This window comes from Polaromonas sp. CT11-55 (assembly GCF_047303325.1).
GTDB lineage: Bacteria > Pseudomonadota > Gammaproteobacteria > Burkholderiales > Burkholderiaceae_C > Polaromonas.
Window position 1 is genome coordinate 354,374 of the sequence record NZ_JBKBEX010000001.1, and the last position, 24,859, is coordinate 379,232.

Here is a 24,859-nt window from a genome sequence, read left to right on the forward strand (position 1 = left end):
GTTACCTGAGCTTCAAGGTGGAAAGGCCGATGAGGCACAGCAGCATGGTGATGATCCAGAAACGAACCACCACCTGGGTTTCTTTCCAGCCGCTTTTCTCGAAGTGATGGTGCAGCGGCGCCATCTTGAGGATGCGCCGGCCTTCGCCGTAGCGCTTCTTGGTGTACTTGAACCAGGTCACCTGCATCATCACGGAGAGCGCCTCCACGACGAAGATGCCGCCCATGATGGCCAGCACGATTTCCTGGCGCACGATGACGGCGATGGTGCCCAGCGCGGCGCCCAGGGCCAGCGCGCCCACGTCGCCCATGAAGACCTGGGCGGGGTGCGTGTTGAACCACAGGAATGCCAGGCCGGCACCCGCCATGGCCGAGCAGAAGATCAGCAGTTCGCCCGAGCCGGGGATGTGCGGGAAGAACAGGTATTTGGAATAGACGGCGCTGCCGGTGACATAGGCGAACACGCCCAGCGCCGAGCCCACCATGACCACAGGCATGATGGCCAGGCCGTCCAGGCCGTCGGTCAGGTTGACGGCATTGCTGGAACCCACGATCACCAGGTAGGTCAGGATCACAAAGCCGAAAACGCCCAGCGGGTAGCTGATTTCCTTGACGAAGGGCACCAGCAGGCCGGCCTTGGGCGGCAGGTTCACGTCAAAGCCCGACTGCACCCAGCTGAAGAACAGCTCGAGCACGCGCAGGTTGGAGCTCTCGGAAATGCTGAATACCAGGTACAGCGCCGCGACCAGTCCGATCAGGGACTGCCAGAGGTATTTCTCGCGCGAGCGCATGCCTTCCGGGTCCTTGAGCACGACTTTGCGCCAGTCGTCCGCCCAGCCTATAGCGCCGAAGCCCAAGGTGACGATGAGAACGATCCAGACAAAACGGTTGGACAGGTCGAACCACAGCAGCGTGGAGATGCCTATGGCCAGCAGGATCAGCACACCGCCCATGGTGGGCGTGCCGCTCTTACTCAAATGCGTCTGCATCGCGTACTGGCGTATGGGCTGGCCGATCTTGAGCGAGATCAGCCGCCGGATCACAAAAGGCCCGGCCAGCAAGCCGATCAGCAGCGCCGTGAGCGCGGCCATGACGGCGCGGAAAGTCAGGTACTGGAACACCCGGAAGAACCCGAACTCGGGCGAAATCGACTGGAGCCACTGGGCCAGGCTAAGCAGCATGGGGCCCTCCCTTGTTTTGATAATGTGTTTGATCTGCGTGGGCCGTGATGGCCTGGACCACACGCTCCATCTTCATGAAGCGCGAGCCCTTGACCAGTACGCTGCCGGTGTTCGGAAGTGCTGCCAGCACGGCGGCGGCGAGTTCGTCCATGCCAAGAAAAATCCGCGCATCGCCGAAAGCGGCCGCCGCCTGTTTTGACTGCTCGCCCAGGGTGAAAAGTTTTTCAATGCCCAGCGCGCGCGCGTGGCGCCCGGCCTCGTCGTGGAACTGCGGCCCCTGGTCGCCGACCTCGCCCATATCGCCCATCACCATCAGGCGCGGGCCGGGCAGTTCGGCCAGGACCTCCAGCGCGGCGTGCATGGAATCGGGATTGGCGTTGTAGCTGTCGTCGACCAGCGTGAGCACCCGGCCAGGCAAGGCCACGGCAATGGCGCGTGAACGGCCCTTGACCGGTACAAAGACCGAGAGGCCCGCGCGGATGGCGGCCAGCGGCACACCTGCGGCCAGCGCGCAGGCCGTGGCGGCCAGCGCGTTCTTGACGTTGTGCCGGCCGGCGATGTGCAGGGAAAATTCCGCTGCACCGGCCGGCGTGGCGGCGGCCACCTTCCAGCAGCCGTTCTCCCATTGCGCGCTGCCGGTGACGTCGGCCGGACCCGAGAGCGCGAAGGTCAGCACCTTGCGTTTGCCCACGAGTTCGCGCCACAGCGGGGTGTAATCGTCGTCCGCCGGAAAGACCGCCGTGCCGGCCGCATCCAGCGACTGGAACACCGAGCCGTTTTCGCGCGCCACCGCCTCCACCGTGGCCATGAATTCCAGGTGTTCACGCTGCGCGTTGTTGACCAGCGCAACGGTGGGCTTGCTCAGTTCGGCCAGGTAGGCGATCTCACCGGGGTGGTTCATGCCGAGCTCGACCACGCCGGCCTCGTGCGCGGCCGACAGGCGCAGCAACGTGAGCGGCACGCCGATGTCGTTGTTGAGATTGCCTTCGGTGGCGAAGGCCTTGTCGGCTTTCCAGGCGCGCAGTATCGAGGCGATCATCTGCGTGACGGTGGTCTTGCCGTTGCTGCCGGTGACGGCCATCAGCGGCAAGTTGAACTGCGAGCGCCAGCCGGCCGCCAGTTTCCCCAGCGCCAGACGCGTGTCGGCCACTTCAAGCCCCGGCAAGCCAGCCTCTGCCAGGCCGTGGTGGGCAATCGCCGCGACAGCGCCTTGCGCCTTGGCCTGGGCGAGGAAGTCATGCGCGTCGAAACGCTCGCCCTTGAGCGCCACAAACAGGTCGCCGGCCTGCAGGCTGCGCGTGTCGGTGTTGACGCGCAAGGCCTGCACGCCGCCATCGCCCACCAGCCGGGCGCCGGGCAGCCAGTCCAGGGCTTGCTGCAGGCGCATCATGGCCGGCCTCCTTGCGGCGCCGCGGTCAGGGCATCGAGCGCCGCCTGCGCATGTTCGCGGTCGGAGAAAGGCAGTTTGACACCACCGACCTCCTGAAAACTTTCGTGGCCCTTGCCCGCCAGCAGCACCACGTCGTCGGGACCGGCCAGGCTCAAGGCGTGCGTAATGGCTGCCGCCCGGTCGGCCTGCACATGCACGGCGTCGCGGTGGCTCAGGCCCAGCAGCACCTGGCAAATGATGGCCAACGGGTTCTCGCTGCGCGGGTTGTCGCTGGTGACCACCACCTGGTCGGCGTTTTTTTCGGCCACGGCCGCCATCAAGGGGCGCTTGGTGGCATCGCGGTCGCCGCCGCAGCCGAACACGCACCAGAGCTGGCCGCCGCGGCGCGCCGCAGCGGGCCGTAGCGCGAGCAGCACTTTCTCGAGCGCATCGGGTGTATGGGCGTAATCGATGACCACCAGCGGCCGGCCCGGCACGGCCAGGGTCTCGGTGCGGCCGGGCACGGGCAGCAGGTCAGTGCAGGCCTTCACCGCATCGGCCAGCGGCACCCCCATGGCACGCAGGGCTCCCAGCACGCCCAGCAGGTTGGACACGTTGTACTGACCCACCAGCCGCGTGGCCAGCCTATGGCTTTCGGCGCCCTCGGCCACTTCAAAGCTCAGGCCGTCGCTGCCGTGCGTTATCTTGCGCGCCTGCAGGCGGGCTGGGCCCGTGCAGGAGACGGTCCAGATATCCAGGCCGCTGCTGACCAGGGAATCCTTGAGTTCATCGCCCTTGGCATCGTCGATGTTGATGACCGCAGCCTTCAAGCCGGGCCAGCAGAACAACGCGGCCTTGGCCTCCCAGTAGGCTTCCATGGAGGCGTGGTAGTCGAGGTGGTCCTGCGTGAAATTGGTGAAGATGGCGACCTCGATGGCGGTCGCATCCAGGCGGTGCTCGACCACGCCTATGGAGGAAGCCTCCAGCGCGCAGGCGACAAAACCCTGGTCGGCGAAACGCCGCAATTCCTGCTGCAGCAGCACCGGGTCGGGCGTGGTGAGGCCATTGGAAACCATGGCGCCGGGCTCGCCCGTGCCCAGCGTGCCGATGAGGCCGCATTTGCGCCCCAGGCGGCCCTGGGCCTGCGCCAGCCACCAGGCGGTGGAGGTTTTGCCGTTGGTGCCGGTAACGGCGGAAATGCGCAGCTGCCGGCTAGGCTGGTTGAAATAGGCCGCGGCGATGGGGCCGGTGGCGGCCTTGAGGCCGGCATATTCCGCGACCTTGGCGTCCTGAAAGCCGTAGACCGCCGCGCCCTCCTGCTCGACCAGGCAGGCACTGGCGCCCGCGTCCAGCGCGGCGCCCACGAATTTGCGCCCATCGGTGGCGGCGCCGGGCCAGGCGATGAAACCGTCGCCCCGGGTGAGCTTGCGGCTGTCCGTGCGCAGGCTGCCGCTCACGCGTTCGCGCAGCCAGTCGGCGGCCTGCTCGGGGGTGTGGAGCTGCGTGCTCAAAACGACTCCTCCACGGCCTGGGTGGTGATTTGCGGCTTGACGCTCATGTCGGGCTGCACGCCCATCATGCGCAAGGTCTGCTGCACGACCTCGCTGAAAACGGGCGCGGCGGCCACGCCGCCGAAGTAGTTGCCGTCGCTGGGCTCGTCGATCATCACGCCGACGATGATGCGCGGGGCCTCTATGGGCGCCATGCCGGTGAACCAGGCGCGGTATTTGTTGGTGGCATAACCTTTGCCGACCTGCTTGTGCGCCGTTCCCGACTTGCCGCCCACCGAATAGCCCACGGTTTGCGCCAGCGGACCGGTGCCGCCGGGGGCTGCGGCCATCTGCAGCATGCGGCGAACGGCGTGCGCGTTCGCCGCGGAAAAAACCTGCACGCCCACCGCGGGCTCGCTGCTCTTGAGCATGGTGACGGGAATGATCTGGCCGTCGTGCGCGAACGCGGTGTAGGAGTGCGCCATCTGGAACAGCGAGGCCGACAGACCGTAGCCGTAGGCCATGGTCGCCTGCTCGACAGGACGCCAGGTCTTCCAGGGTCGCACACGCCCCGTGACCGCGCCGGGAAACTGGATCTGCGGTTTTTGCCCATAGCCCAGCGCCATATAGGTTTCCCACATTTCCTGCGGGCTCATCTTCTGGGCAATCTTCAGTGCCCCGACGTTGCTGGATTTCTGGATGACGCCTTCCACCGTCAGCGTGCCGTAGTTGTGGGTGTCGCTGATGGTGAAGCCACCCAGGTTGTAGCGGCCGGGACCGGTTTCGATGATGGTTTGCGGCTTGATGCGACCGGCCTCCAGCGCCATGGCCACCGTGATCGGCTTCATCGTGGAGCCGGGTTCGAAGGTGTCGGTGAGGGCCCGGTTGCGCAGTTGCTCGCCGGTCAGGTTTTTCCGTTTGTCGGGCACGTAGCTCGGATAGTTCACCAGCGCCAGCACTTCGCCGGTGGTGGAGTCCAGCACAACGACGCTGCCGGCCTTGGCCTTGCGCGCGATGACCGCGTCGCGCAGCTTCTGGTAGGCAAAGAACTGCACCTTGCTGTCTATGCTCAGCTGGATGTCCTTGCCTTCAACGGGCGGCATCTGCTCGCCGACGTCCTCGACGACACGGCCCAGGCGGTCCTTGATCACGCGGCGCGAACCGGCCTTGCCCGCCAGGTCCTTGTTGAAGGCCAACTCGATGCCTTCCTGGCCGCGGTCCTCGACGTTGGTGAAGCCCACCACGTGGGCCGTGGTTTCACCTTCGGGATACTGGCGCTTGTATTCCTTGCGCTGGTAAATGCCCTTGATGCCGATCGCATGGATTTTTTGCGCCACCGGTTCGTCGACCTGGCGCTTGAGCCAGACAAAGGTCTTGTCCTCATCGCCCAGCTTCTTGTTGAGGTCGGCCAGCGGCATTTCCAGCAGCGTGGCGAGCTCAGCAAGCTGCGCCTTGCTGGCCTGGATATCTTCGGGTATGGCCCAGATGCTGGAGGCCGGCACGCTGGACGCGAGGATCAGGCCGTTGCGGTCCAGGATGCGTCCGCGGTTGGCGGGCAGCTCCAGCGTGCGGGCAAAGCGCACCTCGCCCTGCTTCTGGAAGAACTCATTGCCGAAAATCTGGATGTAGGCCGCCCGGCCAGCCAGCCCGGCAAAGGCCAGCGCGATGCCGGCCACGATGAACTTGCTGCGCCAGACCGGTGTCTTGCTGGCCAGCAGGGGGCTGGATGAATAAAGCACGCTGCGGCTCATGGCTTGGCGCCTTCCGGTGCCGAGGCCGCAGTGGCCGGGGCGTCCTTGTAGGTCACGTACTGGGTGATGGCCGGCGTCACCGTGCGCATCTGCAGGCGCTCCTTGGCCAGCTTCTCCACCTTCAGGGGCGTGGCCTGGGCGCGCTTTTCCACCTGCAGGCGCTCGTTATCCATTTCGATTTTCCGCGCCTCAGCCGTTGCTTTCTCAAGCTCGACATACAGGCGGCGCGACTCGTACTGGGTGCGCACGAGGTAAAGCGCGCTGGCCAGCACGGCCAATAGCAGCACGAGGTTTAGCCTGGCCATGACTGTGCTCCGGCTTTCATGCGGCCACCTCGGTGCGTTCGGCGACGCGCATCACGGCGCTGCGTGAGCGCGGGTTGCCTTCCACCTCTTCATCGCTGGGCTTGGTGCGGCCAAGCGCCTTGAGCTGCATGGCCTTGGGTTCGGCGAAAGGCGCGCGGCGGTCGAACACCTCGCGCGAATGCGTGGCGATGAACTGTTTGACGATGCGGTCTTCGAGCGAATGAAAACTGATCACCACCAGACGGCCTCCCGGTCGGAGAACTTTCAGCGACGCGGCTAGCGCCTGTTGCAGCTCTTCAAGCTCGGCGTTGATGAAAATCCGAAGAGCCTGAAATGTGCGCGTTGCAGGGTCCTTGCCCGGCTCGCGGGTTTTGACCGCGCCAGCCACGACTTCGGCCAGCTCAGCGGTGGTTCGAAGAGGGCCCCGTTCCTGTCGGCGACGATCAATCGCCTTTGCAATCTGTTGAGCAAACCGTTCTTCGCCATATTCACGAATCACCTCCGCCATGGTTTCTATGGATGCATCCACCAGCCACTCGGCCACGCTCTGGCCACGCGTGGTGTCCATGCGCATGTCGAGCGGTCCCTCTTGCCGAAAAGAAAAGCCGCGCACCGGGTTGTCGATCTGCGGCGAGCTCACGCCCAAGTCCATCAGCACACCGGCCGCGCTGGCAGCGGGCAGTTGGCCCAGTTGCATAAAACCCTCGTGGCGGATGGAAAAGCGCGGGTCGGTGATGGTCTGCGCCTCGGCGATGGCGTCGAGGTCCTTGTCGAAGGCGGTGAGCCGCCCTTGGGGCGAGAGTTTTGACAGCAACAGCCGTGAGTGGCCGCCGCGCCCGAAGGTCGCGTCGACGTAATGGCCGTCCGGGTTGACAAGAAGCGCCGCTATGGCTTCGTTCAACAGGACGGTACGGTGTATCCATGTGCCGTTCACCGTCTTCTTTCAGAACGAAAAGTCTCTGAAGACATCGGGCATCTCGCCCTTCATCTGCTCGGCTTCCTGGGCCGCGTAGGTGGCGGCATCCCAGAGCTCGAAATAGCTGCCCATGCCCAGCAGCACCGTGTCCTTGCTGATGCCCGCTGCCGCGCGCAGTTCGGGCGACACCAGCACGCGGCCGGTGGCGTCCATGTCCACGTCCATGGCGTTGCCGAGAAAGATGCGCTTCCACCACTGTGCCTGCATCGGCAGCGAGGCGATGCGCTCGCGAAATTTTTCCCACTCGTTGCGAGGGAAAATCATGAGGCAGCCGTGCGGATGCTTGGTAATGGTGAGCTGGCCGGAAGCGGTGGCGCTCAGCACGTCACGATGCCGGGTCGGCACGGAGAGCCGACCCTTGGTATCGAGAGCTAACGATGAGGCGCCTTGAAACACTGTTAAAAACCTTTGGAAAACACTTTTCACCACTAAATTGCACTTCTTCCCACTTTAGCAGGAAACCATTTGCAAACAAGGGATTTGAAACAAATTTTTTCAATGAAATCAAGGACTTAGAAGCTTCTCTGGATGAGAAGCGAAAATCAAAAATCGTTCTAAATTAAGTACTTAGCTGATGCAATGAAAGTATTGCTTTAAGGCAAGAGTCTCCAGGCGGAAGCAATCGTGCACAAACCTGGACTATTTCCCTTTTCGCGGCCGTATCAGGCATGACGACCATAAGCAAGCGCGAACAAACACGGCGCAAGGCGGTCATGAAGGGGTAAGGGGGGCCCGGGCAACGGCACGCCCCCTGTCGGTGGCTGAGGCTGTCAAAGCCGGTTGAACAGCCCCTGCGCAGAGGCCTCGGACAGGGTGAACTGCGTCAGTCGACGCGGACCATAACCCTGGCGTGCTCGGTGATGCCGATCACATTGAAGAAAGCGGCTACGAGACGGTTGACGTCGGAAAACTGCACGGCGCGGTTCTCGGCTTCGCGGGCCGACACCCAGTTCAGCAGCGTCCCCGCCGCGGAAAAATCCACCCGGATCAGCTTGGAACAGGAGATCAGCATCATGTCCGCGCCCATCAGCTTGGCCTCGAGCTTGTCGAGCACCGCGATCGCGTCGCCCTGCACCTGGCCGGACAGCTCCACCGACAGCAGGTTGCTCATCTGCGAACTCGGCGCATCCATCTGGGTGTCGCCTTCGATAGCGCTGAGGCTGGAAGACACCGAGTCGCGATAGACGTCACCGATGATGGCCTGGCCGCTCAAAACGCCGCCCTGGGCGTCTATGGGCTTGTATTCGCAGCGCGCGCTGTCCCAGGCCGGCGGGGAGACTTCATAGGTGACGCAGAAGTCGAGCGCCGCGAGTTCGAAGTCGTCGGGCCGGTGCGTGACACGCAGTGCCTCCATGCGCAAAAGCCACCAGGTCTGGACCGTGTCGCGGCTGCCCGAGGGTGTGGCGTCCTGCAGCACCTTCTGCAGTTGCGCATCGCCCATGAAGCGCAACTGGACGGGCTGGGCCGCCCAGCTGCTGAAAACCTTGTACAGCGGCTCCACTGCGGCGGCCTCGATGGTCTTGAGGTTTTTCCAGTCCAGTCGCCATGGCATGGGCGCCTTGGCCATGGCGGCCTTGAGCGTGGCCACCGTCTGTATGCCCAATGTGGAAGGGCATACCCAATCGGCGGCAGGTCCATTGCTGGCCTTGCCGCCTGCCGGTTCGGTGAGTTTTTTCACCATGTCGGGCATGGAAAACCACTGCGGTGCCGACCGGTCAAAACGCTCGACAAACTGGATGGCGGCCGTTTCGAATTTGTCTTGCTGGGCCGTGGCGCGGTACAGGTCGAACAGCGTCAGCCAGGTATCGGCATGGCCGGCGCGCGAACCGTTAGGGGCCAGGATTTCGAGCAGGCCGGCTTCGGCCCCGGCGTCGTCACCGTTGGCAAAGCGGATGGCCGCCTCTTCGAGCTCGGCGTCATGCTCGACCCCTTCATCCACATCGACGGCGCTGAATTTGGAATGCGAAAAACCGGAGCTGCCGTCGTCGGTGCGAGCGCTGATACCCGCCAATCCACCCGGCAAGCCAACAGGAGCGGGGGCTGGAGCAGGGGCGGGCGGCCTGGCCGGCGGCGCGCCGCCGGCACGCGCTTCCGCGAGGGCGATGGACAAGGAATCGGGCGCGGTGGGCGAAGCGTCCAGCGGCGCGGCTTCCGTCGGTTCGGGTTTTTTATAGCTCGGAGTTTGCAGGCCCGCCGGGGCCGTGGCGCGATAGGCGGTCGGCAAGGCGTTGTCCAGCAGCGGCGCCTGCACCGAGGGGTTCCTGGCGCCCGTGGGCGAGGCATGCGGAGGGGTGCTGTCGGGAATCGCGCCATTCTTGGTTTTCCACCACTGCATGGACATCTGCGCTTCGATCTCGTCGATCTTCTTGAGCGTGGTGGCCCTGTCGTCCGGCTTGGACGGCATGCTGCTCTGGAAGAAAGAAGGCCGCCCGGTCGGATCCTGGCCCACGCCCACCATGGCCTCGCGCTTGCGCATCTTGCGCAGCATGTCGAATTCGCGTTTGCGCACGAAGTCGTTCTGCCGCTTGCGCTCTATCATTTCCTTGAGCAACTGCTTGCTCATGGCTTCGTCCCGGTCCGTTGCCGCCGCGTCCAGGTCGGCCCAGTTCGTGGCCGGATTCCGGACGAACTTCACCATCTTGGACAACAGGCCTGAAGCGGTATCTTCTTTGGACATGGTCGGAGGACTAAAAATACTTCTTTCGGTAGCCTGGCGTCAATCGCCAAACATCTTTTGCTTGAGTTCCCGGCGCTGCTGGGCTTCCAGGGACAGATTCGCCGTGGGGCGGGCGATCAGCCGGCCCACACCGATGGGCTCGCCGGTCTCGTCGCAATAGCCGTAGTCGCCGGAATCGATGCGGGCAATCGATTGCTCGATTTTCTTGAGCAGCTTGCGCTCGCGGTCGCGGGTGCGCAGTTCAAGGGCGTGCTCTTCCTCGATGGTGGCGCGGTCTGCCGGATCGGGCACCACGACGGTGTCTTCACGCAGGTGTTCGGTGGTTTCGCCGGCGCTGTTGTGGATGTCCTGCTTGAGCACCGACAGCTTGTGGCGGAAGAAGGCCAGCTGCTTTTCGTTCATGTACTCGGAGTCGGGCATGGCCTTGACTTCGTCGTCCGTCAGCTGCTCGGCGGATTTGGTCTTCCAGTTGTTGGCAAGCTTGGGGTCTTTTTTGGCCGCCGCCTGGGGTGGCGGCGCGATCACGCGTTCGGTCATTGTGGAGTAACTGGCTTTGGCTGCGTCGGGCGCATGGGTTGGCACCATGGGTGCGGGAGGGGGTGATTGGGTGGCAACCCGGGCCGAGCTGCGCCGCCCGGGTTTCAGGGGAGGCGGAGCCATGAGCCCGGACATCACCACGGGAGCGGGAACCGGTGCCGGCGCGACGGCCGCCACGGCTGGCTTGGCCGCGGGTTTTGCGTCGGCTTTCAGCACAGGGGGTTTGGCAGCCGGTTTTGCGGCGGGTTTCGGTATGGTTTTGGGCACTGGCTTTGCGGGTTTGGCGACGGCCTTGGCCTTGGAAGGCACAGGCTTGGCAGCGGTTTTCTTGACGGCTGCGGCAGGTTTTTTCTGGGGTGCAGTCTTGGGTGCCGGCTTGACGGCTTTTTTCGCGGCGGGTTTGGGCGCCGGCTTGGCAATTTTTTTCACGGCCTTGGCGGCTGCTTTGGGCGCTGGCTTGGCTTTCACGGCTGTCTTGGCGGCCGGTTTGGCTGCAGCCTTGGCGGGTGTCTTGGTCTTCTTCGCTGGGGCTTTCACAATGTGTCTCCTCTGGAAAGCAGCCTTGGAACGGCCCTGAGGCCTCTAGGGCGGCTTCCTGGCCAGACTGCCGCTGTGCGGCAGTCCAACCCTAGCTGTAGCCAGATTTCCTGGTATGTCTGCCTTATCCGTTGTTTGCCAGTCCCGAAAACCGCTAAAACGCGGCCCTCAACCCGCTTTTTAACCGGTTTTGCACCTGACTGGCCTCCCGATTCGATTTTTCGGGTATTTTGGTCGGCGCGCGATTGTAGCGGCTCGCCAGCGCCCTGTGACACCCAAAAAACAAATCGTTGGAGAATCGAGACAAACATGAAGCCCTCCGCCTTTTATTAGGCTACAGGCGGACAGCCTACCTCAAACCAGGCACTGCTCCAGGCCCTGCACAAAAATATCTTTGGGCAGGTCGATGCCGATGAACACCATCTTGCTGTTTTTCTTCTCGCCGTCGGCCCAGGCGGGGCCCAGGTCGCTGCCCATGAGCTGGTGCACGCCCTGGAAAATCACCTTGCGGTCGGTGCCTTCCATGTTCAGCACGCCCTTGTAGCGCAGCATGCGCGGGCCGTAGATATTGACCACCGCGCCCAGGAAGTCCTCGAGCTTGGCCGGGCTGAAGGCCTTGTCGGAGCGAAAGACAAAACTCTTGACGTCGTCGTCATGGTGGTGATGGTGGCCGTGGCCCTCATGCCCGTCATGGGCATGGGAGGGGTGGTCACAATGCTCGCCGTGTTCATGATCGTGATCGTGGCCGGCGTGCTCGTCCTCCTTGAGGAAATCGGGGTCTATGTCCAGCTTGGCGTTGAGGTTGAAGCCGCGCAGGTCGAACACGTCCTTGATCGCCACTTCGCCGAAATGCACGGCGGTCTGCGGGGCGCGCGGGTTCATGTGCTTGAGCCGGTGCATCAACGCGTCGACTTCCTCCTTGGCGACCAAGTCCGATTTGCTGATGAATATCTGGTCGGCGAAACCGACCTGGCGGCGTGCCTCCTGGCGGTCGTTGAGCTGGCCGGCGGCGTGCTTGGCGTCCACCAGGGTCAGGATGGAATCCAGCAGGTATTGCTCGGCGACTTCCTCATCCATGAAAAAGGTCTGCGCCACCGGGCCGGGGTCGGCCAGGCCGGTGGTTTCTATCACCACGCGGTCGAAGTCGAGCAGCCCCTTGCGCTTCTTGGCGGCCAGCAGTTGCAGCGTCTCCCGCAGGTCTTCGCGGATCGAGCAGCAGATGCAGCCGTTGTTCATCTGGATGATGTTTTCCGTGGTGTCGTTGACCAGAATGTCGTTGTCGATGTTTTCCTCGCCGAATTCATTCTCGATGACGGCGATCTTCTGGCCGTGTGCCTCGGTCAGCACGCGCTTGAGCAGCGTGGTCTTGCCGGAGCCCAGAAAGCCGGTGAGGATGGTGACGGGGATCAAGCTCATGGTGTCTACCTAAAAACGGAAGGTTGCGGGAACGCGGGCGGGCCGCGAAAACCCAAGCTGGGGAGTTTAGCGGTGGCTTCAAGCCCTTCACAGGAGCACGGCGAATACCACCTCGGCCAACAGTTACTTTACAGACCGTGTCAAGCCCCTATGGCCCGCCGCCTCAGCCGCCGACCCGCTTCACCAGCACCAGCCCCTTGAGGTATTCGCCCTCCGGGAAGGCCACCGTCATGGGATGGTCGGGCGCGCCGCCCATGCGCTCCGAAATAAAGGCGTCCACGCCGGCGTCCGTGCCGGCCGAGGCCACGATTTTGTGGAACAGGTCGGCGCTGATGCCGCCCGAGCACGAATAGGTGAACAGCACGCCGCCCGGCGACAGGATGGACAGCGCCAGGCGGTTGATGTCCTTGTAGGCGCGGGCGGCGCGTTCGGCGTGCGTCACGGTGGGCGCGAATTTGGGCGGGTCCAGCACGATGGCGTCGAAGGTCCGGCCCTCCTTCTGGTACTGGCGCAGCGAGGCGTTCACATCGGCGTCAAGCATGGTGGTGCGGCTGGCATCAAAGCCGTTGAGCGCCACATTGGCCCGGGCCCGCTCAATCGCAGGGGCCGACGAATCGATGGAGGTGACGTGCCCGGCGCCGCCGGCCAGCGCGGCCACGGTGAAGCCGCCGGTATAGCAATAGCAGTTGAGCACCTGGCCGAACCGGAGCCGGCGCGCGTACGCGGCGAATTTCTGCCGGCTGTCGCGCTGGTCCAGGTAAAAACCGGTTTTGTGGCCCTCAGCGATGTCCAGGCTGAGCTTCCAGTCATGCTCGCTGATGGTGATGCCGGTCTCGCCCGAGCCCTTCAACCAGCCCGTGACTTCCGGCAGGCCCTCCAGCGCGCGGGAACTCGCGTCGGAACGCTCATAGAGGCGGGTCAGCCCGGTCTGCGCCAGCAAGGCGTCGACGATCACGCTTTTCCACTTTTCCGCGCCGCAGCTGGAAAACTGGGCGACCAGGGTGTCGCCGTAGCGGTCCACCACCAGGCCCGGCAGGCCGTCGGATTCGCCGTGGACCAGGCGCCGGCCGTCGCTCTGGATATCGAACAGCTCCCTGGCCTTCATGGCCTGAGCGATGCGGGCCGCGAAAAAAGCCGCGTCTATGCGCTGGGCCTCGTCAAAACTCCAGACCCGCGCGCGGATCTTGGAGGCCGGGCTGAAGGCCGCCCAGCCCAGGAACTGGCCGGCGTGGCTTTCCACCCGCACCGTTTCGCCGGCATCGCCGCCGCCCTTGGCGATGGCACCGTCAAAAATCCAGGGGTGGCGCCGCAGCAGGGAGCGCTCCTTGCCATCACGCAATCGAATTGTTTTCATGGCGCTATTGTCGCGGCAGGCTGCAAGAGCCCCGCCCGGCCCGCGCCGCAAAACGCTTGCCGAAACAGCTCCCTAAACACGGAGCTGCCATTTTCCTGAAAGTTTGCGACAATCATGAGTTAATGATTTTTGATTACTTTTTCGCCAAGTTAACGCAACTCAAGCCATTTGCCGGCTTTGTGGTTCGCAAACCCACGGCTGTACGCACCGTGTTGCTAAGCCTGGCGATGAGCATGCTGATGGGTTCGCTGCTGGCGCTCACCAGCCTGGACGCCCGCTCGCGCACGGTGCTGGACCTGGATGCCCAGATACAGCCGGTGGCCCTGCAGGACTGGGGCGACTACTGGATAGACACCACGGGCAAGTTCACGCCCGAGCAGGTCGCCGCCACGCCCGACATCCCCTGGAAGCCGACACGCGCCGACGCGATCTACCCGGTCACCAGCGGTTCCTCGATGTGGGTGCGCTTTAACGTGCCGCCCGCGCCCGACACCGAGCGCTGGTACCTCGAGGTCCCCTACCCCTCCATAGACCGCGCGTCGCTGTACACACTGGACGGTGCCGGCCAGTGGAACGAACAGCGTGCCGGCGACCTCGTGGCGGTCAACAAATGGCCGGTGCCGCATCGCCACCCGCTGCTGCCCATCGCGCTGTCGGCCGAAACCCCCTCCAATTACCTGCTGCGCCTGGAAAACGGCCACGCCTTCAGCGCCCCGCTGCAGTTCATCAGCGAAGGCCGGCTCAGCTACTCCGAGCAGCGCGTCTCGCTGATTCTGGGCATTTTCTTCGGCTTGGCCGGCCTGGCCGCGCTGATCTCGGCGCTGGGCGCCGTGTCGCTGCGCGACACCGCCTACGGCTTTTATGCCTTGTGCGTGACCTTGCTGGCGCTGACCCAGGCCACCGTCACCGGCATCGCCGGCCTGCACCTGTGGCCGGCCTGGCCCGGCTGGAGCGACGTCGCGACTTCGGTCCTGCCCATGCTGACGGTCTCTGCCACGCTGCTCTTCATTTCCGCGGCCGTGGCCCTGCCCGAACGCTCGCCGCGCCTGCACTGGCTGATGGTCGGCCAGGCCGCGCTGGGCGCGCTGGTGGCGGTGCTGCTGGCGCTGCTGCCCGCCGCCTCCCGCATGGACGTGTTCATCCCCATCATGCTGATCCTGCAATTCAGCGGCATGCTGGTCATGGGCTGGGCCTGGCGGCGCGGCGACCGCTTCGCGCCCTGGCTGATGCTGGCCTATGTGCCCGTGCTGGTCGCCGCCGGCTGGACCATGGCGCGCAACGCCGAGCTGGTACCCATAGGCTTTTTGACCCAGCACGGCATGCAGCTGGGCGTGGCGCTGCACCTGCCCATCGTCATGCTGGTGCTGATGCTGCGCAGCCAGCAGCGCCGCGAAAACATACGCCGCATCCAGGGCCTGGACCGGGTGGACCCGGCCACCGGCCTGATCAACGGCCATGTGTTCGCCGAACGCCTGATCCGCATGATCGCGCGCTCCGAGCGGCTGCGCCACCAGAGCGCGGTGATGATCATCGACCTGGTCAACACCGAGCAAATCCAGCGCGACTTCGGGCGCAAGGCGGCCGAGGAGCTGCCGCTGCGCGTGGCCGAGCGCCTGCTGTCCACCGCGCGCGAAATCGACAGCGCCGCGCGGCTGTCGCAGCGGCGCTTCGGCATGCTGGTGGAAGGCCCGTTCAATGCCGAAGACGCCGGCACACTGGGCCCGCGCATCGTGGCGCGCTGCCTGATGCCCTACAAAGGCCTGCATGTGGACTGCGTGGCGCAGGTGCACGTGGCCTACGCGCTGGTGCCCTACCAGGGCACCAATGCGCAAGGCCTGCTGACTCAGCTCGAAGAACGCCTGGCCGCCGCGCCCGCCGAGGGCAAGCGCGCGGTGTTCATGCTCGGGGAGCCGCAGCCCCTGCGGCCGGTGCGGCGCGACCGGCCCAAGCCGGCCTGAGCGGCCCGCTCAGGCTTTGCCTTTGGCCGGCCCCCCGGCTTTTTGGGCCGCTTTCGGGGCCTGACCTGTGTCAACGGGCAGCGCCGGCGCCGGCATGCCCGTGCCGGCCTTGGACACCGCCCGCGGATGCGCCGCGTCGTACACCTTGGCCAGGTGCTGGAAATCCAGCCGCGTGTAGACCTGTGTGGTCGTGATGTTGGCGTGGCCCAGCAATTCCTGCACCGCGCGCAGGTCGCCGCTGGACTGCAGAACGTGGCTGGCAAAGGAATGGCGCAGCATGTGCGGATGCACCGGCGTGGCCAGCCCGGCCTTCAGCGAGCGCTGCTTCAGGCGCACGCGTATGTGCTGCGGCGTCAGGCGCGTGCCGCGCTGGTTGATGAACAGGGCGTGGTCCTCACGCGCCCAGCCGTTACGCGCCGCCAGCCACTGCCGCAGCACCTGCAAAGCCGCATTGCCCACCGGCACGCTGCGCCGCTTGGAACCCTTGCCGAGCACATGAGCCTCGGCCGCATCCAGGTCTATCCAGCCGCGCGCCTGGGCACTGGCCCGCACGTCCAGCCCCACGAGTTCGGCGATACGCAGCCCGCAACCGTACAGCAGCTCGGTGATGCACTGGTCGCGCAGCGCCAGCATCGGATCGCCTTCGGCGGCGTCGGCGTTATAGGCCGCCAGCTGCACGGCCTCGTCTACGCTCAGCGCCTTGGGCAGGGGCTTGGCGGCCTTGGGGGCGCGCACATCCTGCACCGGGTTGCCCTTGATCAGGCCCTCGCGGCCCAGCCAGGTGTAAAACCCGCGCCAGCCCGAGAGGATGAGCGCGATGCCGCGGCCGCTGCGCCCGGCGCCATGCATTTGCGCGACCCAGCGCCGCATATGGATGTTTTGCACCTCGGTCAGCGCCACGCCGGCCTGGCCGGCGTTGGCCTCGAGTTTTTGCAGGTCCAGCGCATACAGCTCCACGGTGCGTGAAGCCAGCCGCTTTTCCACGCGCACATGCTCAAGGTAGCGCTCGACCAGCGGATGCGAGGGCGGCACCGGGCCGCCGGCTTCGGGCGCGATGTCCGGCGCGGGAGAGGACGCCTGCGCCATGGCCGTAGTATTTATTCGGCGGCCACCGGCTGGGGCCGCAGGCGCGTCAGCGCCGCGCTGGCGAGCTCGCCCAGGCGCTCGAGGAAGTCGGTGCCCATGCCGCTGTGAAAGCGTTCCGGGTCGGGCGAGGCAAGCACCAGCAGGCCGGACGCGTCAGCGCCCGGGGCGGCGCGCAGCGGGATCATCGCCATCGACAGCGCCACCGCGGGCTCGGGTAGCCAGCCGGCGGCTTCAAAGCCCGAATTGACGCCGCAATAGGGCGCGCCCAGCGAGGAGGCAAAGGCCTTGGCGTCCTCGCTCACGCCGGTGGCGAAACTTTCGTCCGAAAAAATACCGTTCACGTCCCAGACCTTGATCGCGGCCTGCGGGATCAGGAATTCGGTGGTGATGCCCTCAACCACCGCGCCCGGCAGGTCACGCGCCTGCGCGGCCTGCAGCAGCTTGCGCGTCCAGCGCTGCATCTTGTCGGCGATGCCGACGTTGTCCTGGCCGTGGCGAATCATCTCGACCATGCGTGTTTCCAGGCCCTTGATCTTTTCGCGCAGCATGAGCGCCTGGCGCTCCTGCAGACTGACGGCCCGGTTGCCGTGGCCGCTGGACAGCTGCACCGAAGCCAGCAGCTCGGCGTGGCGCTCGAAGAAGTCGGGCGTGTTGGCCAGGAAATTGGCGATGTCGTCTTCGGTGATGGGATGTTCGGTTGGATTCATGTCCGCATTGTAGGGAAATGAGCCGTAAATAGGCCCCCACAGTCGTTCACTTCGTGTAACTCCTTGCCTCCCGAGGGGGCCGCCCGCCTGCGGCCCGGCAAAGCCGGCTCCGCGGCTCCTGCCGACTTGAAAAGGGGCGCAACCAGTTGGGGCCGCGGGACTGGCTTTGCCAGACCGCAGGCGCCGCCCCCTTGAGGGGGGAACGGGCTACACGAAGTGAGCCCGGACGGGGGTGGTCTATAACTCCGGAATTTCGATCTCGGACTCAAACACCGTAGTCGCCGGCCCCGTCATCATGACAGGCGCATCGAGCTTGCCCGGCCATTCGATGGTCAGCTGGCCGCCCCGCGTCATGACATCCACTCTCGCGTCCAGCAGACCCCAGCGTATACCCGCCACCACGGCCGCACAGGCGCCCGTGCCGCAGGCCAGCGTCTCACCCACGCCGCGCTCAAACACCCGAAGGCGAATCTGCCCGCGCGAAACCACCTGCATGAAGCCGGCGTTCACGCGGCGCGGAAAGCGCGCGTGGTTTTCAATCAGCGGGCCGGTTTGCAGCACCGGCGCGGTATCGACCTCATCCACCAGCTGCACCGCGTGCGGATTGCCCATGGACAGCGCGCCTATGAAAAGCGGCGCCGCCTGCGCCTGCCCTGGCAGTGCCAGCGGCCATTTCTCCCATGAACCTTGCGCCACGGGCGCCAGGCCGGCAGCGTCAAACGGGACGCGCACCGGCTCAAACACCGGCGCCCCCATGTCGACCGTGACACGTCCATCGGCCTGCATGCGCGGCTCGATGATGCCGCTCAGGGTCTTGACCCTCACCACGTCTTTGGCTGTCAGCCCCTGCTCGCGCACAAAACGCACAAAGCAGCGCGCGCCGTTGCCGCACTGCTCCACCTCGCCGCCGTCGGCGTTGTGGATCACGTACTCGAAGTCGATGCCCTCCCCCGGCGACGGCCGCACCGTGAGGATCTGGTCGGCGCCGACGCCGAAGTGGCGGTCGGCCAGGAAGCGGTACTGCGCGGTGCTCAGGCCCAGCGGGCCCCGGGTTTCGTCGAGCATGACGAAGTCATTGCCCGCGCCCTGCATTTTGGTGAATCGGATTCGCATCTCCGGATTATCTGTGGTTCTCCGCCGGGGGCTCCCCGCCACAGCAAGAACCCACCCCAAAAGCCATAATCCAAAAATGCCCCGCCTCTCACAACAACTCCACCCCCACCGCGAGCCCGCCCCGCTGCGCCCTGCCGCCACCGTCCTGCTGCTGCGCGACACGCCCCAGGGCATCGAGGTGCTGATGACGCGCCGCTCGATGACGGCCAGCTTCGCGCCCGGCGCCTATGTCTTCCCCGGCGGCGGCATTGATGCGGCGGACGCGCAGGCGCACGCCCAGTCCACGCGGCGGGCCACGCAAAGCGACCTGCACCTGACGCAGGCCATCGCGGCGATACGGGAAAGTTTTGAGGAGCTGGGCGTGCTGCTGGCACGCCATGCGGATGGCAGCCATGCCAGCACGGCGGACATCGCAGCCCTGGACCGCAAGGCGCCCTTTGCCGCGCAATGCCGCGAGCGCGGCCTCACGCTGGCGGGCGACGAGGTGTTTGTGCTGGCGCACTGGATCACCGACCGCGACCTGCCGCGGCGCTTCGACGTGCCCTTCCTGGTGGCGCGCATGCCCGAAGGCCAGAGCCCGGTGGCCGACGAAGCCGAGCAGTTCGAGCCGGTCTGGGTGCGGCCGGCCGATGCGCTGGCGCGGCACGCGGCGGGCGATTTTTTCATCATCTTCCCCACCATACGCACGCTGGAAAAGCTGCAGCACTATGCGGATGTCGACGCGGTGCTGGCCGCCTGCGCGTCTGAAATCCCGCTCTGGACCTCCTGCCCGCGCGCCGGCCTGCTGGGCGGCAAGGAAGCGCGCTACATGGAACATGAAGCGCCCTACGGCGAACTTGCGCTGACCTGTCCCGACGGGCAGATCGTGCACACGCTGGACTGGCAAAGCGCGCGGCCGGTGGCGCTGCTGCGCAATGTGAGCCGCCTGACCGCCCCCAACCCGGGCGTGATGACCGGGCCGGGCACCAACAGCTACCTTGTAGGCGACCCGGGCAGCGGCTACATCGCAATCGACCCGGGCCCGGCCGACCACCAACACCTGCAGCGCCTCTGGCAGGCGGCCGGCGGCGATATCCGCATGATTGTCTGCACGCATTCGCACCCCGACCATTCCCCCGGGGCCAAACCGCTGCAGGCCCTGTGCCGCACGGCCCCGCCCATCCTGGGCCTGCCTTCGGCGCCCACGGCGCGTAGCGCCAGCGCCTTCACGCCGGACCGGGCACTGCGAAACCGGGAACGCCTCACGCTCTCGGGAAAAGGGCCGGACGGTGAAACCACCAGCCACACTCTGCTGGCGCTGCATACGCCCGGCCATGCGGCCAACCATGTCTGCCTGGTGCTGGAGGAAGACGGCCTGCTGTTCAGCGGCGACCATATCCTCAACGGCAGCACCACCGTCATAGACCCGCCGGACGGCGACATGAGCGCCTACCTCGAGTCGCTGGATGCGCTCAGCGCGGCCTGCGACGAACACCAGGTCGAATTCATTGCCCCGGCGCACGGCTATGTGATCGGCGAGGCCAAAACCGCGATTGCCCAACTCAAGGCGCACCGCCTCAAACGCGAGGCCAAGATCATCGGCGTGATGCGGGCCCGGCCGGACGGCACCATGGATGACTGGGTTGCGGCCGCCTACGACGACGTGGACCCGCGCATCTGGCCGGTGGCCAAACGCTCGCTGCTTGCGCATGTGGAGCGCATCGAGTCTCAGAACCTGTTCACGGCCTAAACGGGGCCGCGTTGGGGTGCAATCGGGATGAGTGGGCCAACCGGGCACGCCGCATGGGCTAATGCCCATGCAAGGGCCTGGGTGGCTCAATCGCCCGACCGCCCAGCCGGCCGGCTGGGCGTCGTGCGGCTGCCCCAACGGGGATGCAAACGCGACCGCGTTTGCGTCACCCCAACCCGAAGGGCAAGTGCCTTCTCGGGCGGTCTGCGGCGTTGCGGCGCTAGCCCATAGATGAACTATGGGCGTCGCACCGCGCGTTGCATCCCATCCCGAGAAGGCGCTTGCGCGGCCCCGTTTAGGCCGTGAACAGGTTCTAAGGGCTTTGCCAATCTGTAGGGCTGCGCGCCCCGCTCCCGCAAGCCTGCCAGTCGCCTCAGGCACACCAATTGCTTGGCTTTTGGCGGTCACGGTTTATACTTTTTTTCTCATACCTGCCGGGAACCGGGCCACCAGCCCCCCTTTCCGCGGGATTCTGAACTCACATATTTCAACATTCAGCGAGGTTTTCATGTCTTCCATCTCGACCCGACATTTCCTTCAAAGCGCCGGCATTCTGCTGGCCGGACTGGTCCTGGCAGCCTGCGGCAAGCAGGAGCCCCCGGCCCCCGCCGCCAGCGCACCGGCGCCCGCAGCCTCCGCACCCGCGCCGGCCGCCAAGGTCTACCTGGTGGGCACCGACGCCGCCTACGCGCCCTTTGAATCGCAGAATGAAAAAGGCGAGATCGTCGGCTTCGACATCGAGGTCGTGAAGGCCGTGGCGCAAAAAGCCGGCATCGAAGTGAAATTCGTGAACACGCCGTGGGAAGGCATCTTCAACACCCTCGCCCAGGGCGACCGCGACCTGCTGGTGTCGTCCATCACGATCACGGCCGAGCGCAAGCAGACCATGGATTTTTCGACGCCCTACTTCGACGCGCAGCAGCTGATCGCCGTGAAGAAGGATTCGAAGATCGCCAAGTTCAACGACCTGAAAAAACTCAAGGTCGGCGTGCAGAACGGTACGACGGGCGACGAAGTGGTGTCCAAGCTGCAAGGCAAGGACAGCGCCAACATCAAGCGTTTTGAGTCGACACCGCTGGCACTGAAAGAACTCGAAGCCGGCGGCGTGGATGCCGTGGTGGCCGACAACGGCGTGGTGGTGCACTACGTCAACAACAACAGTGGCGCGAACTTCAAGACCATCAGCGACGCCAGCTTCGCCGCCGAACAGTACGGCCTGGCCGTCAAGAAGGGCAATACCGAACTGCTGGAAAAACTCAACAAGGGCCTTGCCGACATCAAGACCGACGGCACCTACGACAAGATCTATACCCAATACTTCGGCGCACCTGCCGCCGCAGCCGCCAAGGCACCCGCGTCCGCCGCCTCGAAATAAGGCCATTCGCCCCAGGCGCCGCCGGTCTCACCCCTGCGCGGCGCCTGCATGACTCCCGACGAGACGATCCCGCCTGCCGTCGCCACACCCGGCGGCCGCAGGCGCGCCCTGCGCGCCATTGCCGTTTTTGAGGCCGCCAAGGGCCTGGCCGCGCTGGCGGCCGGCATAGGCCTGCTACAGCTGCTGCACCACGACATCCACCGGCTGGCCGTGGCGCTGCTGTGGCGCTTTCATCTCGACCCGGCCCTGCCTTACCCCACACTCCTGCTGCACTATGCCGACCTGCTGGGCGCCATCGACCTGCGCACGCTCGCGCCGGTGGCGCTGGCTTACATCGCCGTGCGCTTCCTGGAAGCCTGGGGACTGTGGAAGGAAAAGACCTGGGCCGAATGGCTGGGCGCGCTGTCGGGCGCGCTTTACATCCCGCTCGAGGTAGCCCACCTGGCGCACCGGCCCGGCGCCATCAATGCCGGCGTGTTGCTGCTCAACCTGGGGGTGGTGGGTTTCCTGGCATTCCAGCTATGGGCCCGCCGGGGCAAACCCGCGAATAAAGTGTGAAGCCCGCCGATAAGCCGGATTCTGTGCACCGGGCCCCCTTGGAGAAAGCCCGGCGTGACCGCCATTAATCTGGGCCGAGGGTCGCCCCCGCGGCTCAATGCTACCTACCCGCCAGCTCTGCGGAACCACATCAACGCTGGCCTACTTGGTATTGCTGCGCGTAGAGATTGCCCGTTTCACCCGGCCCGGGGTTACCCCAAGGCCGACTCGTCTCTGTTGCTCTGATCCTCACCTCACGGTGGAGAGGTGTTACCTCCTACGCTGTCCTGTGCAGTCCGGACGTTCCTCCAGTGCCTGGTTTCCCAGATTGCACCAGCGGCGGTCTGGCGTGCTTCACGGGGTCTATTATCCGCCAGTGCCTCGCCGCTGCGAGCCGCACCTTAAAATACGGGCTGCTTGATCAACACGAGCCCCTTGCCATGATTCGCCTGACCGAACTCAAACTTCCGCTGGACCACGCGGAAGATGCCCTGCCCGCCCTGGTGGCCCAGACCCTGGGCATCCCTGCGGCCGCCCTGCAGAACGTCCACATCCACAAGCGCAGCTTCGACGCGCGCAAGGCAGACCTGCTCAAGGTCTACATCGTCGACGTCACGCTGGCCGACGCCGGTCAGGAAAACGCGCTGCTGGCGAAGTTTGCCGGCAACCCGCACATCCTGCCCACGCCCGACATGGCCTACCGCACCGTGGGCCAGGCGCCCGCCGGCCTGCCGCTGCGTCCCATTGTCGTCGGCTTCGGCCCCTGCGGCATGTTCGCGGCGCTGCTGCTGGCGCAAATGGGTTTCAAGCCCATCGTGCTGGAGCGCGGCAAGACAGTGCGCCAGCGCACCCGCGACACCTGGGGCCTGTGGCGCAAGAACGTGCTCAACCCGGAGTCCAACGTGCAGTTCGGCGAAGGCGGTGCCGGCACTTTTTCCGACGGCAAGCTTTACAGCCAGATCAAGGACCCGCGCCACCTGGGCCGCAAGGTGATGAACGAGTTCGTGAAAGCCGGCGCGCCGGCCGACATCCTGTTCGAAGCGCATCCGCACATAGGCACCTTCAAGCTGGTGAAGGTGGTCGAGAACATGCGCGCGCAAATCGTCGCGCTGGGCGGCGAGATCCGTTTCGAGCAGCGCGTGACCGACGTGCTGATCGAGGACGGCCCCCAGGGCCGGCAACTGCGCGGCCTCACGGTGCTGGACCAGGCCACGGGCCAAAGCCACGAGATGCGCGCCGACCAGGTGGTGATGGCGCTGGGCCACAGCTCGCGCGACACCTTCGCCATGCTGTATGCGCGCGGCGTGTACATCGAGGCCAAGCCGTTTTCCATCGGCTTTCGGGTGGAACACCCGCAGGGCATCATCGACCGAGCGCGCTGGGGCCGCCATGCCGGCCACCCCTCGCTGGGCGCGGCGGAATACAAGCTGGTGCACCATGCGAGCAACGGCCGCTCGGTCTACAGCTTTTGCATGTGCCCGGGCGGCACTGTGGTGGCCGCGACCTCGGAGCCCGGCCGCGTGGTGACCAACGGCATGAGCCAGTACTCGCGCAACGAGCGCAACGCCAACGCCGGCATCGTGGTCGGCATAGACCCACGCGACTACCCCGGCTTTGAGGCGGGCGACGCGCTGGCCGGCATCGCGCTGCAGCGCCAGCTCGAATCCCACGCCTTTGTGCTGGGCGGCGGCGACTACCGCGCCCCGGGGCAGTTGGTCGGCGACTTCCTGGCCGGCCGCCCCTCGACCGCGCTGGGCAGCATCACGCCGTCTTACAAGCCAGGTGTGACCCTGGGCGACCTGTCGTCGGCACTGCCCGACTATGCGATTGCCGCCATGCGCGAGGCTTTTCCAGTGTTCGGCAAAAAGATCAAGGGCTTTGACACCCATGACGCGGTGCTGACGGGCGTGGAAACGCGCACCTCCTCGCCGATCCGCATCAGCCGCGGCGAGGACTTGCAAAGCCTCAATGTACGCGGCCTCTACCCGGCCGGTGAAGGCGCCAGCTACGCCGGCGGCATCCTGTCGGCCGGCGTGGACGGCATCAAGGTCGCCGAGGCCGTGGCGCGCAGCGTGCTACAGGATGCCGAACGACAGCGGATGGTCGCATGATGGCCGCACGGAGCCGCTCTGAAGATTTTCATTTCTATGAACCGGCCACAGGCCACGGCCTGCCGCACGATCCCTTTAACGCCATGGTGGGGCCTAGACCCATAGGCTGGATTTCCTCGCGGGACGCAAAGGGCCGGCTCAACCTGGCGCCCTACAGTTTTTTCAACGCCTTCAACTACACGCCGCCCATCATCGGCTTTGCCAGCATTGGCGCCAAGGACAGCCTGCGCAACATCCGCGAAACCGGCGAGTTCGGCTGGAACCTGGCGACCCGGCCACTGGCCGAGGCCATGAACCAATCCTGCGCGATGGTGCCGCCCGAAGTCAATGAGTTCGAGTTGGCCGGCCTCACGCCCACAGCCTCACAACGCATTGCCGCGCCGCGCGTGCTGGAAAGCCCGGTGTCCTTCGAGTGCAAGCTGACCCAGATCCTGCAGCTGCAGGGTGCCGACGGCGTACCTGTGCCCACCTGGCTGGTCCTGGGCGAAGTCGTCGGGGTGTACATTGCAAGGCATCTGCTCAAGGACGGCATTTACGACACGGCGGCCGCCCAGCCCATTCTTCGCGGCGGCGGGCCGGCCGATTATTTCGCCGTCACTCCCGACAACCTCTTTCGCATGTTCAGGCCGCGCTAGCGGCCTGAACACCCGG

The 24,859-nt window shown here is 65.4% G+C and carries 20 protein-coding genes and 1 other RNA gene; 6 read left to right on the plus strand and 15 right to left on the minus strand.

Going from position 1 to position 24,859, the window contains the following annotated elements:
- Position 1: 1 nt before the first annotated feature.
- The 11 genes from mraY to ACEN8I_RS01785 all read right to left on the minus strand — a co-directional run bounded on the left by mraY (position 2) and on the right by ACEN8I_RS01785 (position 13,592).
- A complete protein-coding gene (gene mraY, locus ACEN8I_RS01735) occupies positions 2 to 1,180 on the minus strand; it encodes a phospho-N-acetylmuramoyl-pentapeptide-transferase (RefSeq protein ID WP_413325629.1) in 1,179 nt (392 codons plus the stop codon).
- Positions 1,170 to 2,570, minus strand: a complete 1,401-nt coding sequence (locus ACEN8I_RS01740) for a UDP-N-acetylmuramoyl-tripeptide--D-alanyl-D-alanine ligase (RefSeq protein ID WP_413325630.1) — start codon at positions 2,568 to 2,570, stop codon at positions 1,170 to 1,172. Before ACEN8I_RS01740 ends, mraY begins: the two co-directional genes overlap by 11 nt.
- Positions 2,567 to 4,060, minus strand: a complete 1,494-nt coding sequence (locus ACEN8I_RS01745; RefSeq protein ID WP_413325631.1) for a UDP-N-acetylmuramoyl-L-alanyl-D-glutamate--2,6-diaminopimelate ligase — start codon at positions 4,058 to 4,060, stop codon at positions 2,567 to 2,569. Before ACEN8I_RS01745 ends, ACEN8I_RS01740 begins: the two co-directional genes overlap by 4 nt.
- On the minus strand, positions 4,057 to 5,790 hold the full coding sequence (locus tag ACEN8I_RS01750; RefSeq protein ID WP_413325633.1) for a peptidoglycan D,D-transpeptidase FtsI family protein: 1,734 nt from the start codon (positions 5,788 to 5,790) through the stop codon (positions 4,057 to 4,059). The genes ACEN8I_RS01745 and ACEN8I_RS01750 overlap by 4 nt, the downstream gene beginning before the upstream one ends.
- Positions 5,787 to 6,095: a cell division protein FtsL gene (gene ftsL / locus ACEN8I_RS01755; RefSeq protein WP_413325635.1), complete on the minus strand. Its 309-nt coding sequence runs from the start codon at positions 6,093 to 6,095 to the stop codon at positions 5,787 to 5,789. The genes ACEN8I_RS01750 and ftsL overlap by 4 nt, the downstream gene beginning before the upstream one ends.
- 16 nt (positions 6,096 to 6,111) lie before the next feature.
- Positions 6,112 to 7,029, minus strand: coding sequence for a 16S rRNA (cytosine(1402)-N(4))-methyltransferase RsmH (gene rsmH, locus ACEN8I_RS01760; protein ID WP_413325637.1), 918 nt, complete (start codon positions 7,027 to 7,029; stop codon positions 6,112 to 6,114).
- 9 nt (positions 7,030 to 7,038) lie between these two features.
- The gene (gene mraZ, locus ACEN8I_RS01765) at positions 7,039 to 7,467 is read right to left on the minus strand and encodes a division/cell wall cluster transcriptional repressor MraZ (RefSeq protein WP_074576178.1); all 429 of its coding nucleotides are present in this window, start codon (positions 7,465 to 7,467) and stop codon (positions 7,039 to 7,041) included.
- 427 nt (positions 7,468 to 7,894) lie between these two features.
- Positions 7,895 to 9,748: an STAS domain-containing protein gene (locus tag ACEN8I_RS01770; protein ID WP_413325639.1), complete on the minus strand. Its 1,854-nt coding sequence runs from the start codon at positions 9,746 to 9,748 to the stop codon at positions 7,895 to 7,897.
- Between the two features lie 39 nt (positions 9,749 to 9,787).
- Positions 9,788 to 10,822, minus strand: a complete 1,035-nt coding sequence (gene dksA, locus ACEN8I_RS01775; RefSeq protein ID WP_413325641.1) for an RNA polymerase-binding protein DksA — start codon at positions 10,820 to 10,822, stop codon at positions 9,788 to 9,790.
- Positions 10,823 to 11,176: 354 nt separating this feature from the next.
- On the minus strand, positions 11,177 to 12,238 hold the full coding sequence (locus ACEN8I_RS01780) for a CobW family GTP-binding protein (RefSeq protein ID WP_413325644.1): 1,062 nt from the start codon (positions 12,236 to 12,238) through the stop codon (positions 11,177 to 11,179).
- A 163-nt stretch (positions 12,239 to 12,401) separates the two neighbouring features.
- Positions 12,402 to 13,592, minus strand: a complete 1,191-nt coding sequence (locus ACEN8I_RS01785) for a class I SAM-dependent rRNA methyltransferase (protein ID WP_413325646.1) — start codon at positions 13,590 to 13,592, stop codon at positions 12,402 to 12,404.
- Positions 13,593 to 13,714: 122 nt separating this feature from the next.
- Here ACEN8I_RS01785 and ACEN8I_RS01790 point away from each other — a divergent pair, with 122 nt between their 5' ends.
- Complete coding sequence (locus tag ACEN8I_RS01790; protein WP_413325649.1) at positions 13,715 to 15,550, plus strand: 7TM diverse intracellular signaling domain-containing protein; 1,836 nt, start codon at positions 13,715 to 13,717, stop codon at positions 15,548 to 15,550.
- Positions 15,551 to 15,559: 9 nt separating this feature from the next.
- Here the strand turns inward: ACEN8I_RS01790 and ACEN8I_RS01795 are convergent, their stop codons facing one another.
- The 3 genes from ACEN8I_RS01795 to dapF form a co-directional block, all read right to left on the minus strand.
- A complete protein-coding gene (locus ACEN8I_RS01795; protein WP_413325651.1) occupies positions 15,560 to 16,636 on the minus strand; it encodes a tyrosine recombinase XerC in 1,077 nt (358 codons plus the stop codon).
- A gap of 11 nt (positions 16,637 to 16,647) precedes the next feature.
- Positions 16,648 to 17,343 (minus strand): DUF484 family protein, encoded by a 696-nt coding sequence (locus ACEN8I_RS01800; RefSeq protein ID WP_007864754.1) that lies wholly within the window; start codon positions 17,341 to 17,343, stop codon positions 16,648 to 16,650.
- A gap of 237 nt (positions 17,344 to 17,580) precedes the next feature.
- Positions 17,581 to 18,456: a diaminopimelate epimerase gene (gene dapF / locus ACEN8I_RS01805; protein ID WP_413325654.1), complete on the minus strand. Its 876-nt coding sequence runs from the start codon at positions 18,454 to 18,456 to the stop codon at positions 17,581 to 17,583.
- A gap of 76 nt (positions 18,457 to 18,532) precedes the next feature.
- Between dapF and ACEN8I_RS01810 the strand changes: the two genes are divergently transcribed.
- The 3 genes from ACEN8I_RS01810 (at position 18,533) to ACEN8I_RS01820 (ending at position 22,118) form a co-directional block, all read left to right on the plus strand.
- A complete protein-coding gene (locus ACEN8I_RS01810) occupies positions 18,533 to 20,185 on the plus strand; it encodes an MBL fold metallo-hydrolase (RefSeq protein ID WP_413325656.1) in 1,653 nt (550 codons plus the stop codon).
- Between the two features lie 508 nt (positions 20,186 to 20,693).
- The gene (locus ACEN8I_RS01815) at positions 20,694 to 21,560 is read left to right on the plus strand and encodes a basic amino acid ABC transporter substrate-binding protein (protein WP_413325658.1); all 867 of its coding nucleotides are present in this window, start codon (positions 20,694 to 20,696) and stop codon (positions 21,558 to 21,560) included.
- Between the two features lie 48 nt (positions 21,561 to 21,608).
- Positions 21,609 to 22,118, plus strand: coding sequence for a DUF2127 domain-containing protein (locus ACEN8I_RS01820; protein WP_413325659.1), 510 nt, complete (start codon positions 21,609 to 21,611; stop codon positions 22,116 to 22,118).
- Here the strand turns inward: ACEN8I_RS01820 and rnpB are convergent.
- Positions 22,113 to 22,453: RNase P RNA component class A (gene rnpB, locus ACEN8I_RS01825), an RNA gene on the minus strand. The two genes, ACEN8I_RS01820 and rnpB, sit on opposite strands and share 6 nt — an antisense overlap.
- A gap of 84 nt (positions 22,454 to 22,537) precedes the next feature.
- On the opposite strand from rnpB, the gene ACEN8I_RS01830 reads away from it, so the two are divergent.
- Positions 22,538 to 24,208 (plus strand): NAD(P)/FAD-dependent oxidoreductase, encoded by a 1,671-nt coding sequence (locus ACEN8I_RS01830; RefSeq protein ID WP_413325662.1) that lies wholly within the window; start codon positions 22,538 to 22,540, stop codon positions 24,206 to 24,208.
- Positions 24,205 to 24,843, plus strand: a complete 639-nt coding sequence (locus tag ACEN8I_RS01835; protein WP_413325664.1) for a flavin reductase family protein — start codon at positions 24,205 to 24,207, stop codon at positions 24,841 to 24,843. Before ACEN8I_RS01830 ends, ACEN8I_RS01835 begins: the two co-directional genes overlap by 4 nt.
- Positions 24,844 to 24,859 lie beyond the last annotated feature (16 nt).